Origin of the sequence: Segatella buccae ATCC 33574 (assembly GCF_000184945.1) — a bacterium.
Lineage (GTDB): Bacteria > Bacteroidota > Bacteroidia > Bacteroidales > Bacteroidaceae > Prevotella > Prevotella buccae.
This window is the reverse complement of sequence record NZ_GL586311.1, coordinates 2,843,582-2,863,619: the sequence shown is the minus strand read 5'-3', so window position 1 is coordinate 2,863,619 and position 20,038 is coordinate 2,843,582. Positions and strand designations below refer to the sequence as shown.

At 60.2% G+C, this 20,038-nt stretch carries 16 protein-coding genes; 8 read left to right on the top strand and 8 right to left on the bottom strand.

The features are described from left to right. Positions 1 to 56: 56 nt before the first annotated feature. The 5 genes from HMPREF6485_RS11325 to HMPREF6485_RS11305 all read right to left on the bottom strand — a co-directional run bounded on the left by HMPREF6485_RS11325 (position 57) and on the right by HMPREF6485_RS11305 (position 7,596). On the bottom strand, positions 57 to 491 hold the full coding sequence (locus HMPREF6485_RS11325; protein ID WP_004346650.1) for a D-Ala-D-Ala carboxypeptidase family metallohydrolase: 435 nt from the start codon (positions 489 to 491) through the stop codon (positions 57 to 59). A 247-nt stretch (positions 492 to 738) separates the two neighbouring features. Continuing rightward, the gene (locus tag HMPREF6485_RS11320) at positions 739 to 1,116 is read right to left on the bottom strand and encodes a secondary thiamine-phosphate synthase enzyme YjbQ (RefSeq protein WP_007410659.1); all 378 of its coding nucleotides are present in this window, start codon (positions 1,114 to 1,116) and stop codon (positions 739 to 741) included. A 357-nt stretch (positions 1,117 to 1,473) separates the two neighbouring features. Beyond that, positions 1,474 to 2,820, bottom strand: coding sequence for a citrate/2-methylcitrate synthase (locus HMPREF6485_RS11315; RefSeq protein ID WP_004343143.1), 1,347 nt, complete (start codon positions 2,818 to 2,820; stop codon positions 1,474 to 1,476). Between the two features lie 101 nt (positions 2,821 to 2,921). Beyond that, positions 2,922 to 5,348, bottom strand: coding sequence for an aconitate hydratase (locus HMPREF6485_RS11310; RefSeq protein ID WP_004346649.1), 2,427 nt, complete (start codon positions 5,346 to 5,348; stop codon positions 2,922 to 2,924). Between the two features lie 883 nt (positions 5,349 to 6,231). Continuing rightward, positions 6,232 to 7,596 (bottom strand): MATE family efflux transporter, encoded by a 1,365-nt coding sequence (locus HMPREF6485_RS11305; protein ID WP_004346647.1) that lies wholly within the window; start codon positions 7,594 to 7,596, stop codon positions 6,232 to 6,234. Positions 7,597 to 8,046: 450 nt separating this feature from the next. Here HMPREF6485_RS11305 and HMPREF6485_RS11295 point away from each other — a divergent pair, with 450 nt between their 5' ends. The 3 genes from HMPREF6485_RS11295 to HMPREF6485_RS11285 are packed head-to-tail and all read left to right on the top strand — an operon-like array spanning position 8,047 to position 10,273. Further along, positions 8,047 to 8,553: a thioredoxin family protein gene (locus HMPREF6485_RS11295; RefSeq protein ID WP_004346644.1), complete on the top strand. Its 507-nt coding sequence runs from the start codon at positions 8,047 to 8,049 to the stop codon at positions 8,551 to 8,553. An 18-nt stretch (positions 8,554 to 8,571) separates the two neighbouring features. Beyond that, entirely contained in the window at positions 8,572 to 9,822 is a 1,251-nt protein-coding gene (locus tag HMPREF6485_RS11290) for an aminoacetone oxidase family FAD-binding enzyme (RefSeq protein ID WP_004346643.1), read from the top strand. Between the two features lie 7 nt (positions 9,823 to 9,829). Further along, complete coding sequence (locus tag HMPREF6485_RS11285) at positions 9,830 to 10,273, top strand: Fur family transcriptional regulator (protein ID WP_004343634.1); 444 nt, start codon at positions 9,830 to 9,832, stop codon at positions 10,271 to 10,273. A gap of 48 nt (positions 10,274 to 10,321) precedes the next feature. On the opposite strand, the gene HMPREF6485_RS11280 is transcribed toward HMPREF6485_RS11285, so the two are convergent. Together HMPREF6485_RS11280 and HMPREF6485_RS11275 are read right to left on the bottom strand one after the other, a co-directional pair. Next, the gene (locus tag HMPREF6485_RS11280) at positions 10,322 to 11,719 is read right to left on the bottom strand and encodes a hypothetical protein (protein ID WP_248622306.1); all 1,398 of its coding nucleotides are present in this window, start codon (positions 11,717 to 11,719) and stop codon (positions 10,322 to 10,324) included. Positions 11,720 to 11,924: 205 nt separating this feature from the next. Further along, entirely contained in the window at positions 11,925 to 12,824 is a 900-nt protein-coding gene (locus HMPREF6485_RS11275) for a helix-turn-helix domain-containing protein (protein ID WP_044126430.1), read from the bottom strand. 205 nt (positions 12,825 to 13,029) lie between these two features. On the opposite strand from HMPREF6485_RS11275, the gene HMPREF6485_RS11270 reads away from it, so the two are divergent. From HMPREF6485_RS11270 to HMPREF6485_RS11250, 5 genes are all read left to right on the top strand, one after another. Further along, on the top strand, positions 13,030 to 14,301 hold the full coding sequence (locus HMPREF6485_RS11270) for a TolC family protein (RefSeq protein ID WP_044126429.1): 1,272 nt from the start codon (positions 13,030 to 13,032) through the stop codon (positions 14,299 to 14,301). Positions 14,302 to 14,382: 81 nt separating this feature from the next. Then, positions 14,383 to 15,279: an HlyD family secretion protein gene (locus HMPREF6485_RS11265; RefSeq protein WP_004346637.1), complete on the top strand. Its 897-nt coding sequence runs from the start codon at positions 14,383 to 14,385 to the stop codon at positions 15,277 to 15,279. A gap of 6 nt (positions 15,280 to 15,285) precedes the next feature. Beyond that, on the top strand, positions 15,286 to 16,758 hold the full coding sequence (locus HMPREF6485_RS11260) for an ATP-binding cassette domain-containing protein (RefSeq protein ID WP_004346636.1): 1,473 nt from the start codon (positions 15,286 to 15,288) through the stop codon (positions 16,756 to 16,758). A 24-nt stretch (positions 16,759 to 16,782) separates the two neighbouring features. Further along, entirely contained in the window at positions 16,783 to 17,928 is a 1,146-nt protein-coding gene (locus tag HMPREF6485_RS11255; protein WP_004346635.1) for an ABC transporter permease, read from the top strand. Positions 17,929 to 18,385: 457 nt separating this feature from the next. Then, positions 18,386 to 19,474: an ABC transporter permease gene (locus HMPREF6485_RS11250; protein WP_004346633.1), complete on the top strand. Its 1,089-nt coding sequence runs from the start codon at positions 18,386 to 18,388 to the stop codon at positions 19,472 to 19,474. A 186-nt stretch (positions 19,475 to 19,660) separates the two neighbouring features. Here HMPREF6485_RS11250 and crcB read toward each other — a convergent pair whose 3' ends face one another. Further along, complete coding sequence (gene crcB, locus HMPREF6485_RS11245) at positions 19,661 to 20,035, bottom strand: fluoride efflux transporter CrcB (protein ID WP_004343488.1); 375 nt, start codon at positions 20,033 to 20,035, stop codon at positions 19,661 to 19,663. Positions 20,036 to 20,038: the final 3 nt, after the last annotated feature.

Genomic DNA, 20,038 nt, shown 5'->3' with positions numbered 1-20,038 from the left:
GGGTGGGCTCTTGGGGGGGGCTTGTTTTTTTGTTGGGCTTGTTTTTGTTTTTGGGTCTACAACACTTGGCCGCGCACAGGCCGGCGGATGGTGTAACTCACGTGCAGCCAACGGGGGATGCGGGCGTCGCGGGGCTCGAGGATGAGTTGGTCGAAAGGCGTGTGAGTGCGCAGGAAGTCGAGATACTTGAGGGCTGTCTCCTCGTTGGGCACAAAGATGTCGGCAGCCTCGCCGAGCAGGTGTTGCGAGCGCGAGACACCGCCCACGGCCCTGTTGAGCGTCTCGCAGCGGTAGCCGCTGGTGATGCGGATGCAGCCGAAACGGCGGCGCAGAGGTTCGAGCACCTCCTCGCAAAGCAGGCGCAGGGCTTCAACGGCGATAGCGGGCGGACGGTTGTCGATGCGCAGGTCTACGGCCGTGGCAGAACGGACAAATTCGCCGAGGCGGAAATGGGGTGAGAGTGGTTGTGAGAGAAATTCTTCGTTGGTCATTCGTTTTTTAGTGGAAAGGTGGTTAATATAAATAATGTCATGGCCCGGGGAGACGAAGCTCCGAAAGCCATGACAAAATTACTGTTTATGCCTCGTTTCACCAAAAAAGTTTACTATACTTCGAAATGTAGACGGGCCGGCGAATGAACGCAGGCAAGCACCGGCGCAGGCAAGGGCAGGCCGATGTAGGCGAAGGAGGGAATCCTACGCCAACGGGGGAAGACCGGAGAAGAAGCGACGGAGGCCGTCAGCCGATGACAGTGACCACGAGACTGCGGGGGCCGCCGTGGTTGCGGAACTCGCAGAAGTAGATGCCCTGCCACGTGCCGAGGTTGAGATGGCCGTCGGTGATGGGGATGGAGAGACTCGCCCCCACAAGCACACTCTTCACATGAGAGGGCATGTCGTCGGGCCCTTCGAGGGTGTGGCGGTAGCGCGGGTCGTTCTCCTTGACGAGCGAGTCGAAGACCGTTTGCATGTCGGTGCGCACGTCGGGGTCGCAGTTTTCGTTGATGGCGAGTCCGCAGCCGGTGTGTTTCACAAAGATGTTGACCAGTCCCGTGCGGGGCAACGGGGGCATGAGCCGCATGAGGCGGGCCGTGACAAGGTGGAAGCCGCGGGGCATGGCGGGCAGGGTGATTTCAAACTGGGTGATAGTGGAATGCAAGGAGGAAAGGGAGTTAAGGGTTAGGAGTTAAGGGTTAGGAGTTAAAGGGAGTTAAGGAGTTAAAGGGAGTTAAGACAATAGCTTTATTGCTTGACTACTCTTGACAGGTGGAGGGGGTAGACTTTAATTTCCCAAAATTCTTTACCTCCTAAAGAGTTAAAACTGCTTTCTCCGCGCCTTTGTGCTCCAACACACTCAAGCCATAAAGCTATTGTCTTTTTTCGCTATCGCTCAAGGAACTTCTCCTAACGAGCGAAGCGAGTGCTAACTCCTTAACTCCCTTTAACTCCTAAAAGTTTCGCAAGCGACTCTTTCTCACCTTCTCGCCAACGGCGTATAGACATTCCGCTTGAGCGTGTTCTTGTAGGCCGGGCGGATGATGCGGCGGCCCTCGAAGTTGAGTTCCTCGATGCGGTGGGCCGTCCAGCCCACGATGCGGGCCATGGCAAAGATGGGCGTGGAAATTTCCTGCGGCAGTCCGATCATCTCATAGATGAAACCGCTGTAGAAGTCGAGGTTGGCACACACGGGCTTTTTCGACTTGCGGAAGTTCATGAGACACTTTTTGCCTTCCTGCTCGATGAGCTTCAAGAACTCGTATTCCTCTTCGCGGCCCTTCTCGCGGGCCAGTTCGCCGGCCAACCGCTTGAGTTCCTCGGCACGCGGATCGCTCATTGTGTAGACGGCGTGGCCGATGCCATAGATGAGTCCCGACTTGTCGTAGGCTTCCTTGGTGAGCATACGGTTGAGATAGGTGTCTATCTCGTCAATGTTTGTCCAGTCTTTTATCTGCTCCTTCAAGTGGTGGAACATGTTGATGGCCTTGATGTTGGCCCCACCGTGGAGCGGCCCTTTGAGCGACCCGATGCCGGCGGCGATGCTCGAATAGGTATCGGTGCGGGTGCTGGAAGTGACGCGCACGGTAAACGTGGAGTTGTTACCGCCGCCGTGCTCGGCCTGAATCACGAGCAGCAGGTCGAGCATACGGGCATCGAGCGAAGTGTAGTCGTCGTTCTTGAGCATGTAGAGAAAGTTCTCGGCCAGACTCAGGTCTTCGCGCGGATGGCCGATGTGCAGACTGCGGCCCTGCACGCTGTGGCGGTAGATGTTGTAGGCGTAGGCCACGATGGTGGGCAGTTTGGCGATGAGCTCGATGGACTGGCGCATGAGATTGTCGCGCGAGATGTCATCGGGGTTGGGGTCGAAGGTGTACATCTCCAGCACGCAGCGCGCCAGAATGTTCATGATGTTGGTGCCCTCAAGGTCGATGAGGTGGACGATGGTGCGGTGGTCGAGCGGCATGTTGTCGTTGAGGAGTTCGCGGAAGGCCGAGAGTTCCTCCTTGTCGGGCAGGTTGCCCGAGAGCAGGAGGTAGGCTATCTCCTCAAAGCCGAACCGCTTCTCTTCGAGCAGGGGCGAAACGAGGTCGTCGAGTTCGTAGCCACGGTAGAAGAGTTTGCCTTCCGTGGGCTGCAATTTGCCGTCGGCGTCGCGCTCGTAGCCCACCACATTGCCGATGTTGGTGAGGCCCACGAGCACACCGGAGCCGTCGTCGTTGCGCAGGCCGCGCTTCACGCCAAACTTGGTGAACTCTTCGGGATCGATCTTGCAGGTGCTCTTCACCGCGTCGCTTAACTTGTATATCAGATATTCTTTTTTCATAAATTATTAAAATTAAAAAAAAAAGCCTCCCCCGACCCCTCCGAAGGAGGGGAGGGCCTCGCGGGACATGGGCTGGTTAAATACTTAGCTTATAGACCCCCCTAAAGGGGGCCACATCCCTGCGAGCAAGTGGATGGCAAAGCCCCCTTTAGGGGGTTGGGGGTCCGTGGGCTGGTGGGGTCCGTGGGTTGGTGGGGTTGTTGGTGGGGTTGTTGGTTGGGTTGTTTGTTGGTTTGCTTCTGGCTGTTCAGCGCACTCCCCGCCTTAAACCACTCTATCTGGGCGGCATTGTAGGTGTGGGTGGCTGCAAGACGGTCTTCGGTGCCGTCGGCATGGCGCAGGATGACGGTGAGCGGGCAGCTGGGAGCGAACTCCGTGAGGCCGACGACCGAGAGAAGGTCGTCCTCGCGTACCTTATTATAATCGTCCTTGTCGGCAAAGGTCAGCGCGAGCATCCCCTGTTTCTTGAGGTTGGTCTCGTGAATGCGGGCGAAACTCTTGGCCAGAATCACCCTCACGCCCAAGAACCGCGGCTCCATGGCTGCATGTTCGCGGCTGCTACCCTCGCCGTAGTTGTCTTCGGCCACGACGATGCTCGACAGCCCCTCCTGCTTGTAGTGTTTGGCGGCGGCGGCGACGGCTTTGTAGTGGCCGTCCAACCGGTCTTTCACACTGCCCGACTCACCGTTGAACGCGTTGACCGCACCCATGAGCAGATTGTCGGAGATGTTTTCGAGGTGGCCGCGAAACTTGAGCCACGGCCCGGCCATCGAGATGTGATCGGTGGTACACTTGCCCTCCACCTTGATGAGCAGCGGCATGTCGAGGAGGTCGTGCCCGTCCCAAGGGGCGAAGGGCGCGAGCCGCTGCAGGCGGTCGGAACCCTCGGCGATGACCACCTCCACATCGCGCCCGTCGGTCGAGGCAGGCACGAAGAGGCCCTCCCGCTCCAAGTCGGCCACGATGCCCTCGGGCGAGGGATGGCCCGAGGCCGCAAACCCACGGGGTGGGAAGTCGAAGCCTTCGGGCTCGTCGAGCATCACGCTGCGCCCTTGGCTGTCGGTGAGCGTGTCGGTGGCGGGATTGAAGTCCAACCGGCCGGCAATGGCCAGTGCCGTGGTGAGCTCCGGACTGCCGATGAAGGCGTAGGTGTTGGGATTGCCGTCGGCCCGTCGGCGGAAGTTGCGGTTGAACGATGTCACGATGGCATTCTTGCGCTCGTTGTCATCGGTGTGCCGCTTCCATTGGCCTATGCAGGGCCCGCAGGCATTGGTCATGATGATGGCCCCCACGCGCTTGAAGTCGTCGAGCAATCCGTCGCGCTCGGCCGTGTAGCGTATCTGTTCCGACCCGGGATTGATGATGAGCTGCCCCTTCATCCCGATGCCCTTCTCCACCACCTGCCGGGCGACGGATGCCGCGCGGGCGAGGTCTTGGTAGCTCGAGTTGGTGCAGGAGCCTACGAGGCCCACCTCCACCGTCATGGGATAGTCGGAGGCCGGCCCCTTGGCCCTCATCTGGCTGATGGGCGTGGCCGCATCGGGCGTGAACGGCCCGTTGAGGTGGGGCTCCACCTGCGAGAGGTCTATCTCCACGAGCTGGTCGTAGAAAGTGGCGGGGTCGGCATATACCTCTCCGTCGGCCCGCAGCTCGTCGGCGTTGCGGGCCGCGAGGGCCGCCACCTCGGTGCGCCCCGTCTTGCGCAGATATTCGTCGGCCCGCTCGTCGTAGGCAAACAGGCTGCACGTGGCTCCCAGTTCGGCACCCATGTTGCAGATGGTGGCCTTGCCCGTGGCCGAGATGGTGGCCGTTCCCTCACCGAAATATTCGAGTATGGCGTTGGTGCCGCCCTTCACGGTGAGCCGGCCCAATATTTCGAGTATCACGTCTTTGGACGAGGCCCAACCCGAGAGCCGGCCCGTGAGATGCACGCCGATGAGCCGGGGCATCTTCAGTTCCCACGGCATACCCGTGAGCACATCCACGGCATCGGCACCGCCCACGCCCACAGCCACCATGCCCAGTCCGCCGGCATTGGGCGTGTGGGAGTCGGTGCCCACCATCATGCCGCCGGGGAACGCATAGTTTTCGAGCACCACCTGATGGATGATGCCGGCTCCGGGGGCCCAGAAGCCGATGCCGTATTTGCGCGACACCGACTGCAAGAAGTCGTACACCTCGCGGTTGGTCTCACGCGCCGCGGCCAGGTCGCGCCCGGCCCCCACATCGGCCCTTATCAGGTGGTCGCAATGCACGGATGCCGGCACGGCCACCTGCGACTTGCCTGCGTTCATAAACTGCAACAGCGCCATCTGCGCCGTGGCGTCTTGCATGGCCACGCGGTCGGGGCGGAAGTCGACATATTCTTCACCTCTTTTATATGGCCGCAGCTGTGCGGGATCGAAAAGGTGGGCCATGAGCACTTTCTCCGCATAGGTGAGCGGCCGCTTGAGCACTGCTCGCGCCTGCGCCACGCGGTCGGAATAGGAAGCATAGAAGCTTCGGATCATTTCAATGTCAAGAATCATCTTATTCACGCTTTTAATGTTTTATTGGGGAGGAGTTAAAAGGAGTTAGCACTCGCTCCGCTCGTTAGGAGAAGTTCCTTGAGCGATAGCGAAAAAAGACAATAGCTTAGCCCCTAAGAGCCCCCGGAAAAGCCTCTAAGAGACCCCCAACCCTCTAAAAGGGGGCTTTGCAAACCTGCTTAAGGGAAACTTTAGCAGGCTTTCTCCCACGAGGCCCTTCCCCTCTCACAGAGGGGGCCGGGGGGAGTCCTCAGTTGCAAAGATAATAATAAAAATTACAAATGCAATGTTTTCTTTCAAAAAAATCGCAATCTGACACCTAAATAGACCCCGAAGTTTGAAAATGACGCATATCTATGCGAAATGTTGTGCGCCTTAACAGTGGGCGGCGGATTTTTGGCGGGGCCGCGCCATTTGCCTTTATTCCGCAGGCAGCGCAGCGATTCGGGGAGCACTCGCAGACCGCATATACATGGAAGAAATCATCGGGCATTTGGAGGAAGACCTCGGGATGATTGTCAAACTATTTGTGCGTTTTCGGCCTTTCAGGCTGCGATATTTGCCACCGGCAGTCCGCTCGGGTGCAAATGGGCTGTTTTTGGTGACACCTACAAAACGCTGACAATCAACCGTTTGAATTTCGTTGACACGATTCCGGGCCCGAAAACAGACTTGAAAGGGCCCAAACGGCCATGAAAAAGGGCCACAGTTGCGCGACGACTGTGGCCCTTTCAGCCTTCAACTGTGGCTCTATTGCAAGTTCGAAGAGCCTGATCGAGAAAACCGCCGGACTTTTCCAGCCGTTTGAAGTCGGCTTCCCGGTGGTCTGAAGCCGCTTCTCCACTCTGGTTGGAGAATTTCTGCGGCTGCGATTTTGTTGATATTATTCGTCCTTACCGCCCCCCAACGAGACCTCCAGTTTCCAGAGTTCCTTGAAGAACCGTCGGCGGTAGAGGATGCCCGCAAGGGTGAGTCCGAAGGGGAAGGCGGCCCAGATGCCCACCAGTCCGAAGCCGCAGACGATGCCGAGCACATAGCCCAAGGGGAGGCACACGAGGAAGTAGGCCACAAAGGCGATGGTGACCATGGGCGAGACGCACGAGATGCCGCGCAGGGCGTTGGCGTAGGTGCATTGCAGGCCGTCGCCAAACTGATAGATGATGAGCGGAATGATGACCGTCGCCACCATGGCCTGCACTTCGGCACTGTCGGAAAACAGACCGCCCAACTGGTGGCGCAGCAGACCCACGGGCACGGTCATGCCAAGGGCGATGGCCGTGACGAGGCGGAAGCCGTCGCTCGTGTTGGCCCGCACGGCTGCCATGTCGTGTTGCCCCATGAAGTGGCTCACGCGGATCGACACGGCTGCCGCCATGCCGTAGTAGATCATGTAGAACAGTTGGGAGATGGTGATCATCACCTGATGGGCGGCCAGCGCCGTGGTGCTGATCCATCCCACCATCACGCTGCTCAGGCTGAAGGCTGCCGTCTCCATGCCCAGTTGCAGGGCCAGCGGCCAGCCCAAGCGGTTCAGTTGGCCGAGGTCGGCCCGGTTGACACGGCCTGCGGCAAAGCCTCTCCGCTGTTCGCGATAGTCACGCCCGGCGAGGGCCGCGCAGCAGAGACCGCCGGCCATGAGCACCCGCGAACCGAGTGTGGCCAGTCCGGCACCCAGAAGGCCCATTTCGGGAAACGGCCCCACGCCATAGATGAGCATCCAGTTGAAGAAGATGTTGAACACGTTGCCCGCTATCATCACCCACATGGGTGTCCGGGTGCGGGTGATACCGTCGAAAAACTGCTTCAGCGTGTTGAACACACCCACGAAGAATATCGAGACGAGGTTGACCAGAAAGTAGGGGCGGATGATGCCAAGCAACTCTTGCGGCTGCCCGATGCGGTGGAGGTTGAAGTAGAGCGCGGTCATCAAGGCCGTGAGCAGCAGTCCCACGAGCAGGTTGGCTGCGAGCGAGTTTTTCACCATGCGCCCTATGGCGGTGTGCTCTTCGCGCCCGTAGAGCCGGCCCACGAGGGGCGTGAGACCGTAGGAGAAACCGAGGTAGAAGAGCAGCACGAGCGCGAAGACGTTGTTCACCAGTCCGGCCGCGGCCAGTTCCTGCGTGCTGTGATGACCTATCATGAGCGTGTCGGCAAAGCCGAGAACGATGGTTCCCAGTTGTCCGATGATGATGGGCAGGCCCAGCGAGGCCAGTTCCCTGTAGTGCGATTGTTGTTCGATTGTTTGCATGTGGGCTGCAAAGGTACGCTTTTTTCTTCATACAAGCCACCTTTCGTCCCGAGTTTTTGCCGTTTCGTCGCCTGTAGCGGGTTTTTTGAAGCCCGCCCTCCGGGGTGGGCGCGGCCTCTGTCGGCAACCGGTCTCTACCCGCGGAAAGGCTGTTGGCAAATGTTAACAGGCTGCCCCTTTGGTTAATAATTACTTATATTCTGCCCGAAAGTATAGATAAATCCGCCGCTGTGAGTATCTTTGTCGACCCCTACCGGCCCCCAACCCCCTGAAGGGGGCTTTCCCATCCACCTGTCCGCAGGAATGCAGCCCCCTTCAGGGGTTGGGGGTCTCTTAGGGATTGGGAGTTGGAGGGCTTGATGAGCTTCTCTTGAGCCCTCTTTCGTTTGCCGTTAAGTAAGCCGAAACGCTGTTTCGGCCCTAACATCATCAATAACAAAACAAAAAACTATGACTGGAAAATGGATTCTGGGCCTTGCAGCCCTCTCCCTTGTGTGTACCACGGCGTGCAGCCGCAAGGGCACTACCGCCGGCCCGCAGGGCGGCGACACCGCCACCTCCGTGGCCGACACGGCCACAGCCGCGGCTCCCGACACGGCCTCAGGCCACGTGACCGAACTCTCGACCGCCCTCTTCAAGCAGCGCGTGAACGACTATGAGAGTCACCCCGGCAAGTGGGTGTTCAAAGGCGACAAGCCTGCCGTGATTGATTTCTACGCCACTTGGTGCAAGCCCTGCATGATGCTCGCACCCGTAGTGGAGTCGATAGCAGCCGAATATGGCGACAAGGTGGATTTCTATAAGGTGGACATCGACCGCGAGCCCGAACTGGCCCGCATCTTCAAGATAGACGCTATCCCCCTGCTGCTCTTCGTGCCCAAAAACGGCGAGCCCCGTCCTTACACGGGGGGGCAGGACAGGGCTTCGGTAGTCAAGATGCTGAAAAGTGTGATGTAACCCGCCGACGGAGACCGTATGCTACACATTGCCATCGTCGGAGGTGGGGCGGCCGGCTTCTTTGCGGCCATAGCGGCCAAGGAGGCCGCGCCCGATGCCTCGGTCACCATCTATGAAAAGGCGGGCCGCGTGCTGGCCAAAGTGGCGGTGTCAGGGGGCGGACGGTGCAACCTCACCAACTCGTTTGAAGGCGTGACCGACCTGCGGCAAGTCTATCCGCGCGGCCACCGGCTCATGAAGCGGCTCTTCCGCGTCTTCGGGCCGGATGATGCCCGGGCGTGGTTTGAGCGGCAGGGCGTGCCCCTCGTGGTGCAGGCCGACCATTGCATCTTCCCCGCCTCGCAAGACTCGCAGAGCGTCATCGATGCCCTCACGGGCCGCGCCCGCCGGCTCGGTGTGGAGGTGGTCACTTCCTGTGCCATGCGCTCCATCGCGCTGCTGCCCGATGATAGGCTGGAGGTGAGTTTCTCCGACGGCCGTGTGCGTACTTTCCACCGCGTGGCCGTCACCACGGGCGGCAGCCCGCGCATTGAAGGCCTGCGCCCGTTGGCCGACTTGGGACTTGAGCTGGAGGCTCCCGTGCCCTCGCTTTTCACGTTCAATATCGCCGATGCCGACTTCCGCAGCCTCATGGGTACGGTGGTCGAGCGCGCCTCGGTCTCCGTCCCCGGTACCAGATTCCGCGCCTCGGGCCCCCTGCTCGTCACCCATTGGGGAGCGAGCGGCCCCGCCGTGCTCCGCCTCTCGTCTCATGCCGCCCGCCATCTGGCCGAACGAGGCTATCGGGTGGCGATGGCCGTCAACTGGATGGGGGAGGGCACCGTGGCCGATGTGGAGGCTGCACTGGCCCGCCTGCTGGCCGACAACCACGCCAAACAGCTCTCGTCGGTGCACCCCGAGGGGCTTACCTCCCGTGTGTGGCTCTTCTTGTTGGGCCGCGCCGGACTGCCTGCCGACAAGCGTTGCGGCGAGGTGGGGCGCAAGCAACTTAACCGGCTGCTGGAGACGCTCACCAACGACCGCTATGCCGTGACGGGTAAGGGGTCCTTCCGCGACGAGTTTGTCACCTGCGGAGGCGTCGCCCTGTCCGGTGTCAACCTCAACACGCTTGAGAGCAAGAACGTGACGGGACTTTTCTTGGCCGGCGAGGTGCTCGATGTGGATGCCGTCACGGGTGGCTTCAACCTGCAGGCCGCATGGACCACGGGCTACGTGGCGGGCCGTAACATGGCACTGTCGGCCACGGATGGCGCTGCCCGAAAACAATAAACTACTGATGGACGAATCACAGACTATCCAACTGCTGGGCCGACACGGCGTGAAACCCACGGCCAACCGCATCGTCATCGCCAAGGCTTTGGCCGCGGCGCACAGTCCGCTGTCGCTCAAAGAACTGGAGGAGACCATTCTCACCATCGACAAGTCGGGCATCTACCGCACGCTCATGCTCTTCCGGGAGCACCATCTCGTGCATGTGCTCGAAGACGGTGACGGCGGCACGAAGTATGAACTCTGTTTCAGTCACGGCGGCGAAGTCGATGACGACGAGCACGTCCACTTCTTCTGCGAGCACTGCCACAAGACCTTCTGCCTCTCCGATACGCCCGTGCCTGCCGTGCCGCTGCCTCCCGGCTATGTCCCCCGCCACGCCACACTCATGGTGAAAGGGCTCTGCCCCGAGTGCGCCCGCAGGGAACGGAGAGGCAACGGGAGCGTGTGATAGCCGACAGAAACAGCTGTCTTGGAGCACGGTGGCGAGGCTATCCGCTTAGAAAGTCTTTTCCAACCAGTGCAGCCCCTTCTCGTCGCGAAGCACGATCTTACCGTCGGAGAAGCTGATGTCGGAATAAGGTTTCCCGAAATGACAAAGCCCCTTGCCGCTGTTGTCCACGATGTAGAAGTCGGGACTGTCTCCCCATTGCCCCAACACTTGGCAGTAGGGAGTGGACGGGCCTTTGTGGTAGAGAAGCATACGATTGTATTCCTTGACCACTTCGAGCCGTTTGTTCACCATGCACACGTTGCCGTCGGCAGCATAGAGCGGATAGGTTTCGCCGTCGGAGACGAGAGCGGTGAAGGTGGTGTCGGCAGCATCGAGCAGATAGAGCGTGTCGGGCACAAAGGTAAGCGACTTGCCCAATCGCTCTTCATCCCATTTCTCGGGCAGCATGTCGAAGGCTAATTGCCGGCCCGTAGTCTTGTCAAACCGGGCCATGAAAGGTTTGCCCGCTGCCGTGCGCCGTCCCCCTTTCAGTCCGTAGCCCTCGTTGAGCATGTAGAGTGTGTCGCCCCGGGTGAAGAGTTGGGCGTGGGCAGCCGTCTTGGCCGGGAAGTCGTAGTGCCACACCTCGTTGAGATGGTGGTCAAGGCAACTCAACTGGTTGCGGTCGGAGAAATAGTAATAGGCGCTGTCGCTCGCCACATTGGACGTGAGCGAAGTGATCACGTTGCCCGATGTGGGAATTATGGCCATCCCCGTGAAGGCCATGCTCAGCACAGCCAGTGCCCCCAGTGCTGCTCCCGTCTTCACATCGGTCACGGCTGTTTTCGACTCATAGTAGTTCAGGCCCCCCGTCTTGATATTGAGCAGGCAGAGGTTGTTGGCCGAGAAAAGCAAGTGGTCAGGGTCTGTGAGGCGGATGTTGTTCCACGTCTCGTTGTTGTGGTGGGGCAGCATCGTTTCCCACAGTTTCTCGCCTGTGGAGAGGCGGAAACACGTGAGCAACTTCGAGTTGAAGTTTTTGTAGCCCAGCATGATGTCGGCCTCAGAATTGATAAAGACAGGCATGGTCCACAGCTTGTATCGGTCTTCGCCTGTGTCAAGGGCATAGAGATGGGTCGTGAGGTGGTCCCATCCGGTTCCGTTGACAGTTTGCAGGATGCCCTTTTCAGAGAAATTGGCTGCGGTGTTTGCATACTTGATCTTCTTGCTCCACAGCGTGTTGCCCGTTCGGAGGTCTATCACGCCATACGTTCCATTGTTCTTGTAATATTTCTTGCCCCGCTCTCGCGTTTGGAAAAACACGTAGGGCCGGTCTTTCACGATATGATAGCGATAGAGGTTGGCCGGCAACGGGAGCGTGTGAGCGGTCTGTGCGCCCGTCTTCAAGGGGAGAAAAGCCGACAGGCAGAGCAGCATGGCGGCTGAAATCATCATTTGTTTCATCGTGTAAACATTGTTTTTGCTGTTTTCTGAAAGACGATGCAAAGTTATGGATATTCCTTCATATACGGGCATAAAGACGCTTTTTTCTATTAAGTTTCTGCCCTGCGTCCGCATAAAACCCTGCGTCCCTGTTGGCAGTCGGGCGGAAAGAACCAGTTATTCCGGCTTTCCGACAGCTCTCCGGGTCCCTGTTCTGTGTGCGTTTTCAGATGTCCCGGTGCTTGTATTCGTTGGGTGTGAGCCCCGTCATGCGCTTGAAATACTTGCAGAAGAAGCTCACGTTGGGGAAGTTCATCTCGTCTGCTATCTGGCGCACGAGGCGGTCGCTGTGTTTCAGTCTCACTTTGGCCCCCGTGACGATGGCATCGTCTATCCACTCCTTGGCGCTGCGCCCGCTCACCTCCTTGATGAGCCGGCCCATGTAGCGGGGCGAGAGACAGAGCGCGGAGGCGTAGAAGTCGATGGTGTGGTGGGTGGCAGCCTGCTCGTTGACCAGTGCGATAAACCGCGTGAAGAGTTGCTGCTCGCGCGAAAATCCTTGCTGCTCGCGCTGTTGTTGCTGCTGCCACAGGTTGTTCACATACCAGAGGAAGGCACTCGCGAGGTGGATCGTCACCTGCGCGTGGCATTCGGTGGTCCGGATGCTTTGGTAGATCAGGCGCAGCAGCTCCTCGGCATACGCCATCTGTCGGGCGTTGAGCCGTAGCCGGAAGTCGCGTTGCCTGCCGTCGAAGGCCGGTGGCAGATGGTCGCCCACGGTGAGATGGAAGAAGTCGTCGGTCATTGTGATGCCCTCCCCCTCAAGGTCGTCCGAAAGATTGTTGGCCTCCACGATGGAGTGGGGGGCGAAAAACATGAGTGTGCCGGCCTCGACGGAGTGCCTGAGCAGGTTGATGGTGGGTGAGGCTGTGCCCCTGCGCACCATGATGAGGCGCATCTCCGGCAGATAGAGCGGCGTGTGGGCGAAGCTGCCCAGCACCGCTTTCGTCACCTTCATTGTCACACCGAGGTTTTCGGTCAAGAGACTGTTCATCTTCGCCACATCGTTGCGGTCGATAATTTCCTTCAGTTGTCCGAGCGTCAAGTGCCGTAAGTTTTCAGTCATGTTGTCCATTTTGTTATATAAGGTGGCCCGTATGAAAAGCTGTCGTATGGCCGACTTCTGTTTGCAAAGATAATAAATTGGCGGCATATCGCCTTGGCGGTATGCCTTTTTTGTACAAAAAGGACATTATTTGGAGGCTATGGATAACGGCGGAATGGATATTTCGGACTATCTTTGCACCATCAACCGTAACAAACGAAATGGTATGAAAAAGGTAACAATCATGTTGGCCTGTTGCCTTGCGGGGCTTTCCGCCTCGGCACAGACGCTCGACGAGTGCCAGCGGGCCGCCGCCGGCAACTATCCGCTGGTGAAGAAATACGACCTCATCAGGCAGACCACCGACCTCACCGTGGCCGGTATCGGCAAGGACTGGCTGCCCCACGTCTCGGCCGAGGCCCGGGCCACGCTCCAGAGCGACGTGCCCACGCTGCCCGATGCGCTCACGCGGATGATGGCGCAGCAGGGCATCGCGACCCGCGGACTGGCAAACGACCAATATAGAATAGGTGTAGACATCAGGCAGACCGTGTATGACGGCGGACAAATCAAAAACCGGAAAGACATTGCGCGGCTGCAAGGCGAAATACAGCAGGCCGGGAACGATGTGGATATGTATGCACTGAGAAAGCGTGTCAATGACCTCTACTTTGGCATCTTGCTCGTAGACGAACAGCTGGCACTCAATGCCGACCTGCAGGCGTTGCTCCTCGCGAGCGAAGAGCGGTTGGCCGCTATGCTCAAAGGGGGTACGGCAGCCCGGAGCGACCTCGACAACGTGCGGGCCGAAAGACTCGGAGCCGTGGAGCAGGCCACCCTGCTCGCTGCCCGTCGGCAGACCCTCACAAGGATGCTTGCCCTCCTCACGGGTCTCGACATCGCCACCCCCGTGCGCCCCGAAGCCATCGCCCCGGCCACGGACAACCGCCGGCCCGAACTGCGGCTCATCGAACGCCGGTTGCAGTTGGCCGACCTTGAGGCGCGGTCGCTCGATGTGGCCCTGCGTCCGCGCCTCGGTCTCTTCGCCCAAGGCTTCTACGGCTATCCCGGCTACGACATGTTCCACGACATGATGAGCCGCCGCTTCTCCCCGGGCGGCATGGTGGGCGTGAGCCTCTCGTGGAACATCGGGGCTCTCTACACCCGCAAGACCGACCGTGCCCGGCTGCTCTGTCGGCGTGCCGACGACGAGAACAGCCGCGAGGTGTTCCTCTTCAACCGCCGGCTGGAGGTGGCCGAACATGACGAGCACATCGCCGCCTACCGCCGGCTGACGGCTGATGACGAGCGCATCGTGGCCCTGCGGAGGGCCGTGAGGGAGGCGGCGGAGTCGAAACTCGCCCATGGCATCATCGACGTGACGGCCCTCCTGAAGGAAATCAACGCCGAGAATGCCGCCCGCCTGCAACGCTCCACCCACGGCCTCGAACTGCTCAAGGCGATGTATGACAGAAGCTACACCACGGGCGGTGAATAGTCTGCCGCCCCCGACCGCCCTCCGGCATCGGCTGTCAGCGGCCCCATCCCTCCATCCAACATCAAAAAAATCATCACGACAATGAAAAAGACCATACGCTTACTGGCAGCAATCCTGCTGCTCACTGCCTGCACGGGCAACGAAAAAGACTACGACGCGACCGGCACCTTCGAGGCCACGGAGACCACCGTGAGCGCCGAGGAGACCGGCCCGTTGCTGCGCTTCGGCGTGAACGAAGGTGACACGCTGCACCAAGGCACCGAGGTGGGACTCATCGACACCACCCAACTCACCCTGCAACTGCGCCAGACGGGGGCCGCACGGGCCGTCTATGCCGCCCAACAGCCCGACATGGCGGCCCAGTTGGCGGCCACGGGCGAACAACTGGCCAAGGCCCGGCGCGAACTGCAACGCTACTCCGAACTCGTGGCCGACGGGGCGGTTCCGGCCAAGACCGCCGACGACGCCCGCAGCGAGGTGAGCGTGCTCGAAAAGCGCATGGCCGCCCTGCGCTCCACGCTGACCGTGCAGACGGCCACGCTCGCCCGCCAGCAGCACACCACCGACACGCAGGCGGCCCAGTTGCGCGACCGGCTGCGCAAGTGCCGCGTCAAGGCGCCGCTCTCGGGCACGGTGCTTGAGAAGTATGCCGAGCCCGGCGAGTTTGTCACCGTGGGCCGGCCGCTCTTCAAGATGGCCGACACGCAGCGCATGTTCCTGCGCGCCTATGTCACCTCGGCCCAACTGTCGAGGGTGAGGTTGGGCGCACGGGTGAAGGTGGTGGCCGACTACGGCGACGGCCACACCCGCAGCTACAATGGCACGGTGGCATGGATCAGTCAGGCGGGCGAGTTTACGCCCAAGACCATCCTCACCGACGACGAGCGTGCCGACCTCGTCTATGCCGTGAAGATAGCCCTCCGCAACGACGGACTGGTGAAGATAGGGATGTACGGCAAGGTGAAACTGACCGACTGACACGCCATGAACGAACAGAGAGACTATGCCGTAGAAGTGGTCGGGGCGGGCAAGCATTACGGCTCCGTGCAGGCCCTCGACGGGGTGAACTTCGCTGTGGAGCGGGGCGAGGTGTTCGGGCTGATAGGCCCCGACGGGTCGGGCAAGACCACCCTCTTCCGCCTCATGGCCACCCTGCTGAGCCCCGATGCCGGACGGGTGAGCATCGACGGGTTCGACACCGTGACCGCCCGGGCCGCCATCCGCCGCCGCGTGGGCTACATGCCGGGCCGCTTCTCCCTCTACCATGACCTCACCGTGGAGGAAAACCTCCGCTTCTTCGCCACCCTCTACGGCACCACCGTTGAGGCCGGCTACGACGGCATACGCGCCATCTACTCGCAGATAGAGCGGTTCAGAGACCGCCGGGCCGGTGCGCTCTCGGGCGGCATGAAGCAGAAGCTGGCCCTCAGCTGCGCCCTCATACACCGCCCGAGCGTGCTCCTGCTCGACGAGCCCACCACGGGCGTAGACCCCGTGAGCCGCAAGGAACTTTGGGACATGCTCGCCACGCTCAAGGAACGGGGCATCACCATCGTCGTTGCCACACCCTATCTCGACGAGGTGGGCCGCTGCGGGCGCGTGGCCTTCCTCCGCGAAGGGCGGCTGGCCGGCATCGGCACGCCCGGCGAGGTGCTCGCCCGTTTCCGCGACATCTTCTGTCCCGAGCCCCTTGCACCAGTGGCCCATGCCGATGAGGCCGACCGGCCGGTGATAGAGGTGGAGCATCTGGTGAAGGCTTTCGGCACGTTCAGGGCCGTCGACGACATCAGCTTCAGCGTGAGGCGGGGCGAGATATTCGGTTTTCTCGGGGCCAACGGCGCAGGAAAGACGACTGCCATGCACATCCTCACCGGACTGGACCGCCCCACGGCCGGCCGCGCCCGGGTGCTGGGCTACGACGTGGCCACCCACAGCGAGCAGGTGAAACGCCGCATCGGCTACATGAGCCAGCGTTTCTCGCTCTATGAAGACCTCACCGTGGCCGAGAACATACGCCTCTTCGGGGGCATCTACGGCATGACCGACCGTGCCATCGGCGAGAAGACCGACCGCCTGCTCACCCGTCTGGGCATGGCCGACCGCCGCGACACTGTGGTGAAGTCGCTGCCGCCGGGATGGAAACAGCGGCTCGCCTTCTCGGTGAGCATCTTCCACGAGCCCGGCATCGTGTTTCTCGACGAGCCCACGGGCGGCGTAGACCCTGCCACGCGCCGGCAGTTCTGGCAGCTCATCCACGACGCGGCGCAGCGCGGCATCACCGTCTTCGTGACCACCCACTACATGGATGAGGCCGAATATTGCGACCGCCTGTCGATCATGGTGGACGGCAGAATCACGGCTCTGGGCACGCCCGCCCAACTGAAGGCGCGCTACGGACTGCCCGACATGGACAGCGTGTTCACCCACTTGGCCCGCGAAGCCACGCGCGGCACCTGACCCTCAAAACGACCAACGACAACGATGAAGACCTTTCTATCCTTTGTAGGCAAAGAGACCCGCCACATCGTGCGCGACCGCCGCACGATGCTCATCCTCTTCGGGATGCCCGTGATGATGATGTTGCTGCTGGGTTTTGCCGTGCGCACAGATGTGAAGGAGGTGCGCACGGTGGTGGTCACGGCCTCGGCCGACCATCTCACGCGCCGGCTGGTGGCCGAACTGGCTGCCACGGAGCACTTCACCCTTGTGGGCACGGCCCCCACGGCGGCCTCGGCCGAGCGGCTCATACGCTGCCAACGGGCCGACATGGCCGTGGTGTTCTCGCCCTCGTTTGCCGCCCGTCTGGCCAAGGGCGAGGGGCGCGTGCAGCTCATCACCGACGGGGCCGACCCCAACATGGCGCGGCAATACACCAACTATGCCCGCAGCATCTTCATGCAGGCTCTCGCCGGCGGGCGCGCAGCCGGGGCCGGGGCGGGGCTGCCGGTGAGCGTGAAGATGCTCTACAACCCCGAGATGCAGTCGGCCTACAACTTCGTGCCGGGCATCATGGGCATGTTGCTGATGATAGTGTGCGCGCTGATGACAAGCGTGAGCATCGTTAGGGAGAAGGAGCGGGGCACGATGGAGCTGCTCCTCGTGAGTCCGGTGCGCCCGCTGACGGTGATTGTGGCCAAGGCCGTGCCCTACATGGTGCTCTCGCTGGTGGTGCTGACGGCCATCCTGCTCATGTCCCACTATGTGCTGGCCGTGCCCCTGTCGGGTTCGCTGTTTTGGATATTCGCCGTGTCGGCCCTCTACATCCTGCTTGCCCTCGTGCTCGGTCTGCTCATCAGCAACGTGGCCAAGACCCAGATCGAGGCACTGCTCGTGTCGGCCATGGTGCTGCTCATGCCCTGTCTGCTGCTCAGCGGCATGATTTTCCCCGTGGAGAGTATGCCGCCCGTGCTGCAATGGGTGGCCCACGCCGTGCCCACCACCTATTATATAAGGGCCATGCGCAAGCTGATGATCATGGGCGTGGGGGTGGAGAATGTGCTCACGGAGGTGGCCGTGCTGGCAGGGATGGTATTAGGCCTGGCGGCCCTAAACATCTACAGACCCCCCAACCCCCCTAAAGGGGGGCTCCATCCCTGCGAACAGGTGGATGGCAAAGCCCCCCTTTAGGGGGGATGGGGGGTCTGTGGGTGGCTGTGTGAGGTTTGTGCCCTATAGTCAGAAACTCATTTCAATTTCGAAAAAGCCTGACACGCCATTTCCCCCACATCCATCTCTCCGCGCAAAATGATTCGCCTTATTGGTCCCATCCGCCCCCTCAAAATTCTCAAATGGCCCGACCGACATTGCAAAACGGCCACAGTGAGAAGCTCAAAGAGGCCGAATAAGAAGCTCAAAGAGCCCCTTTCGCAAGGTTGGAAAGCCCCCTTTAGGGGGTTGGGGGTCTCTCATTAGGTGGTTTGGGGGTCTCTCGTTAGTCGGTTGGGGGTCTCTTTATAAAAAAAGGAAAACGCCCTCGCGCTTTCCTTGCTGATGCAAAGATACAACATTTTGCGGCCGATTGCAAATGTGACACGAAAAGAGTTTACGTTTCGGGGCTGTTGCAGGCCTCACAGACTGAAAATATATGGTGCTGAAATATCTTATACGCAAAGAACTGATACAGCTATGGCGCAACGGGTTTCTGCCGCGGTTGGTCGTCCTGTTTCCCGTGATGGTGATGGGCGTGATGCCGTGGATCATGACCATGGAGGTGAGAAACGTGCGCGTGAGCGTGGTAGACAACGACCGCTCCACGTTGAGCAGCCGTCTCGTACACAGCATCGAGGCCAGCCGCTACTTCGTGTTCCACGCCCGGCGGGCCTCCTATGCCGAGGCCCTGGCCGACATTGAGCGCAGCGCAGCCGATGTGGTGGTGAGCATTCCGCCCCACTACGGGCGCGACGTGGAGCGGGGCGGCCGGCCTCAGATACTCCTTGCAGCCAATGCGGCCAACGCCACCAAGGGGGCGATGGGCACGGCCTATCTCACACAGATGGTCACGGCACAGGCGGGTCCGGCTGCAGCGGATGCCGGAAAGTGGGTGAGCGAACTCTACCTCTACAACAAGCACCTCGACTACAAGGTGTTCATGATACCCGCGCTCATGGCGATGGTGCTCGTGATGATGTGCGGATTTCTGCCCGCGCTCAACATCGTGGGCGAGAAGGAGACGGGCACCATCGAGCAGATCAACGTCACACCCGTGAGCAAGTGGAGTTTTATCTTGGCCAAACTCATCCCCTACTGGGCCATCGCCCTGCTCGTGGTCACGCTCTGCTTCCTGCTCTCGTGGGCCGTCTACGGCATCACGTGCAGGGGCAACATCCTCTGGCTCTACGTGCTCACGGCGTTGCTGGCGCTGGTGATGAGTGGGATAGGGCTCACGGTGTCCAACTACAGCGACACGATGCAGCAGGCGGTGTTTGTGATGTGGTTTTGTGTGGTGTGCTTCATGCTGCTCAGCGGCCTCTACACGCCCGTGCGCTCCATGCCCGACTGGGCGCAGATGCTCGTCACGCTCAATCCGCTGCACTATTTCATCGACGCCATGCGTTCGGTCTTTGTGCGCGGCAGCGACTTCGGAGACATCCGCACCGAGGTGGCCGCGCTGGCCCTCTTTGCTCTCGTGGCGGATGCGTGGGCGGTGGCGAGCTATCGGAAGGTGAGGAGGTAGAAATTAGGAGTTAAAGGGAGATTTTTCTTAGGAGTTAAAGGGAGTTAAGGAGTTAAAGGGAGTTAAGACAATAGTTTTGTCGCTTATTAAATTGCCATTGTGCAAGCAATAAAGCCGCTGTCTTAACTCCCTTTAACTCCTTAACTCCCTTTAACTCCTAAAAAAATACTCCTAAAAAAAATACTCCTAAAATAATCTTCCCACCACGTGTCCCAGTAGCACGGCTGCAAAGCCCACGGCCAAGCTGCCCGTCACGTAGGCGATGGGCATGAGCAGGCTGTCGCCTTTGGCAAGGGTGGAAGTCTCGTTGATGAAGGTGGAAAAAGTGGTGAAGCCCCCGCAGAAGCCTGTGGTGAGCAGCAGACGGGTGGCGGGAGAGGCATGGGAGGCGATGGAAGGCATGGCTGTGAACAGGCCGATGAGGAAACAGCCGGCCACATTCACCACGAAAGTGCCCACGGGAAAAGCCCCCGGCAGCCATAGCAACATGAGTCTTGAAACGGCATAGCGCAGGCTTCCGCCGAAGAAGCTGCCTATGCCGACGGTGAGAAGTTCTTTCATCTG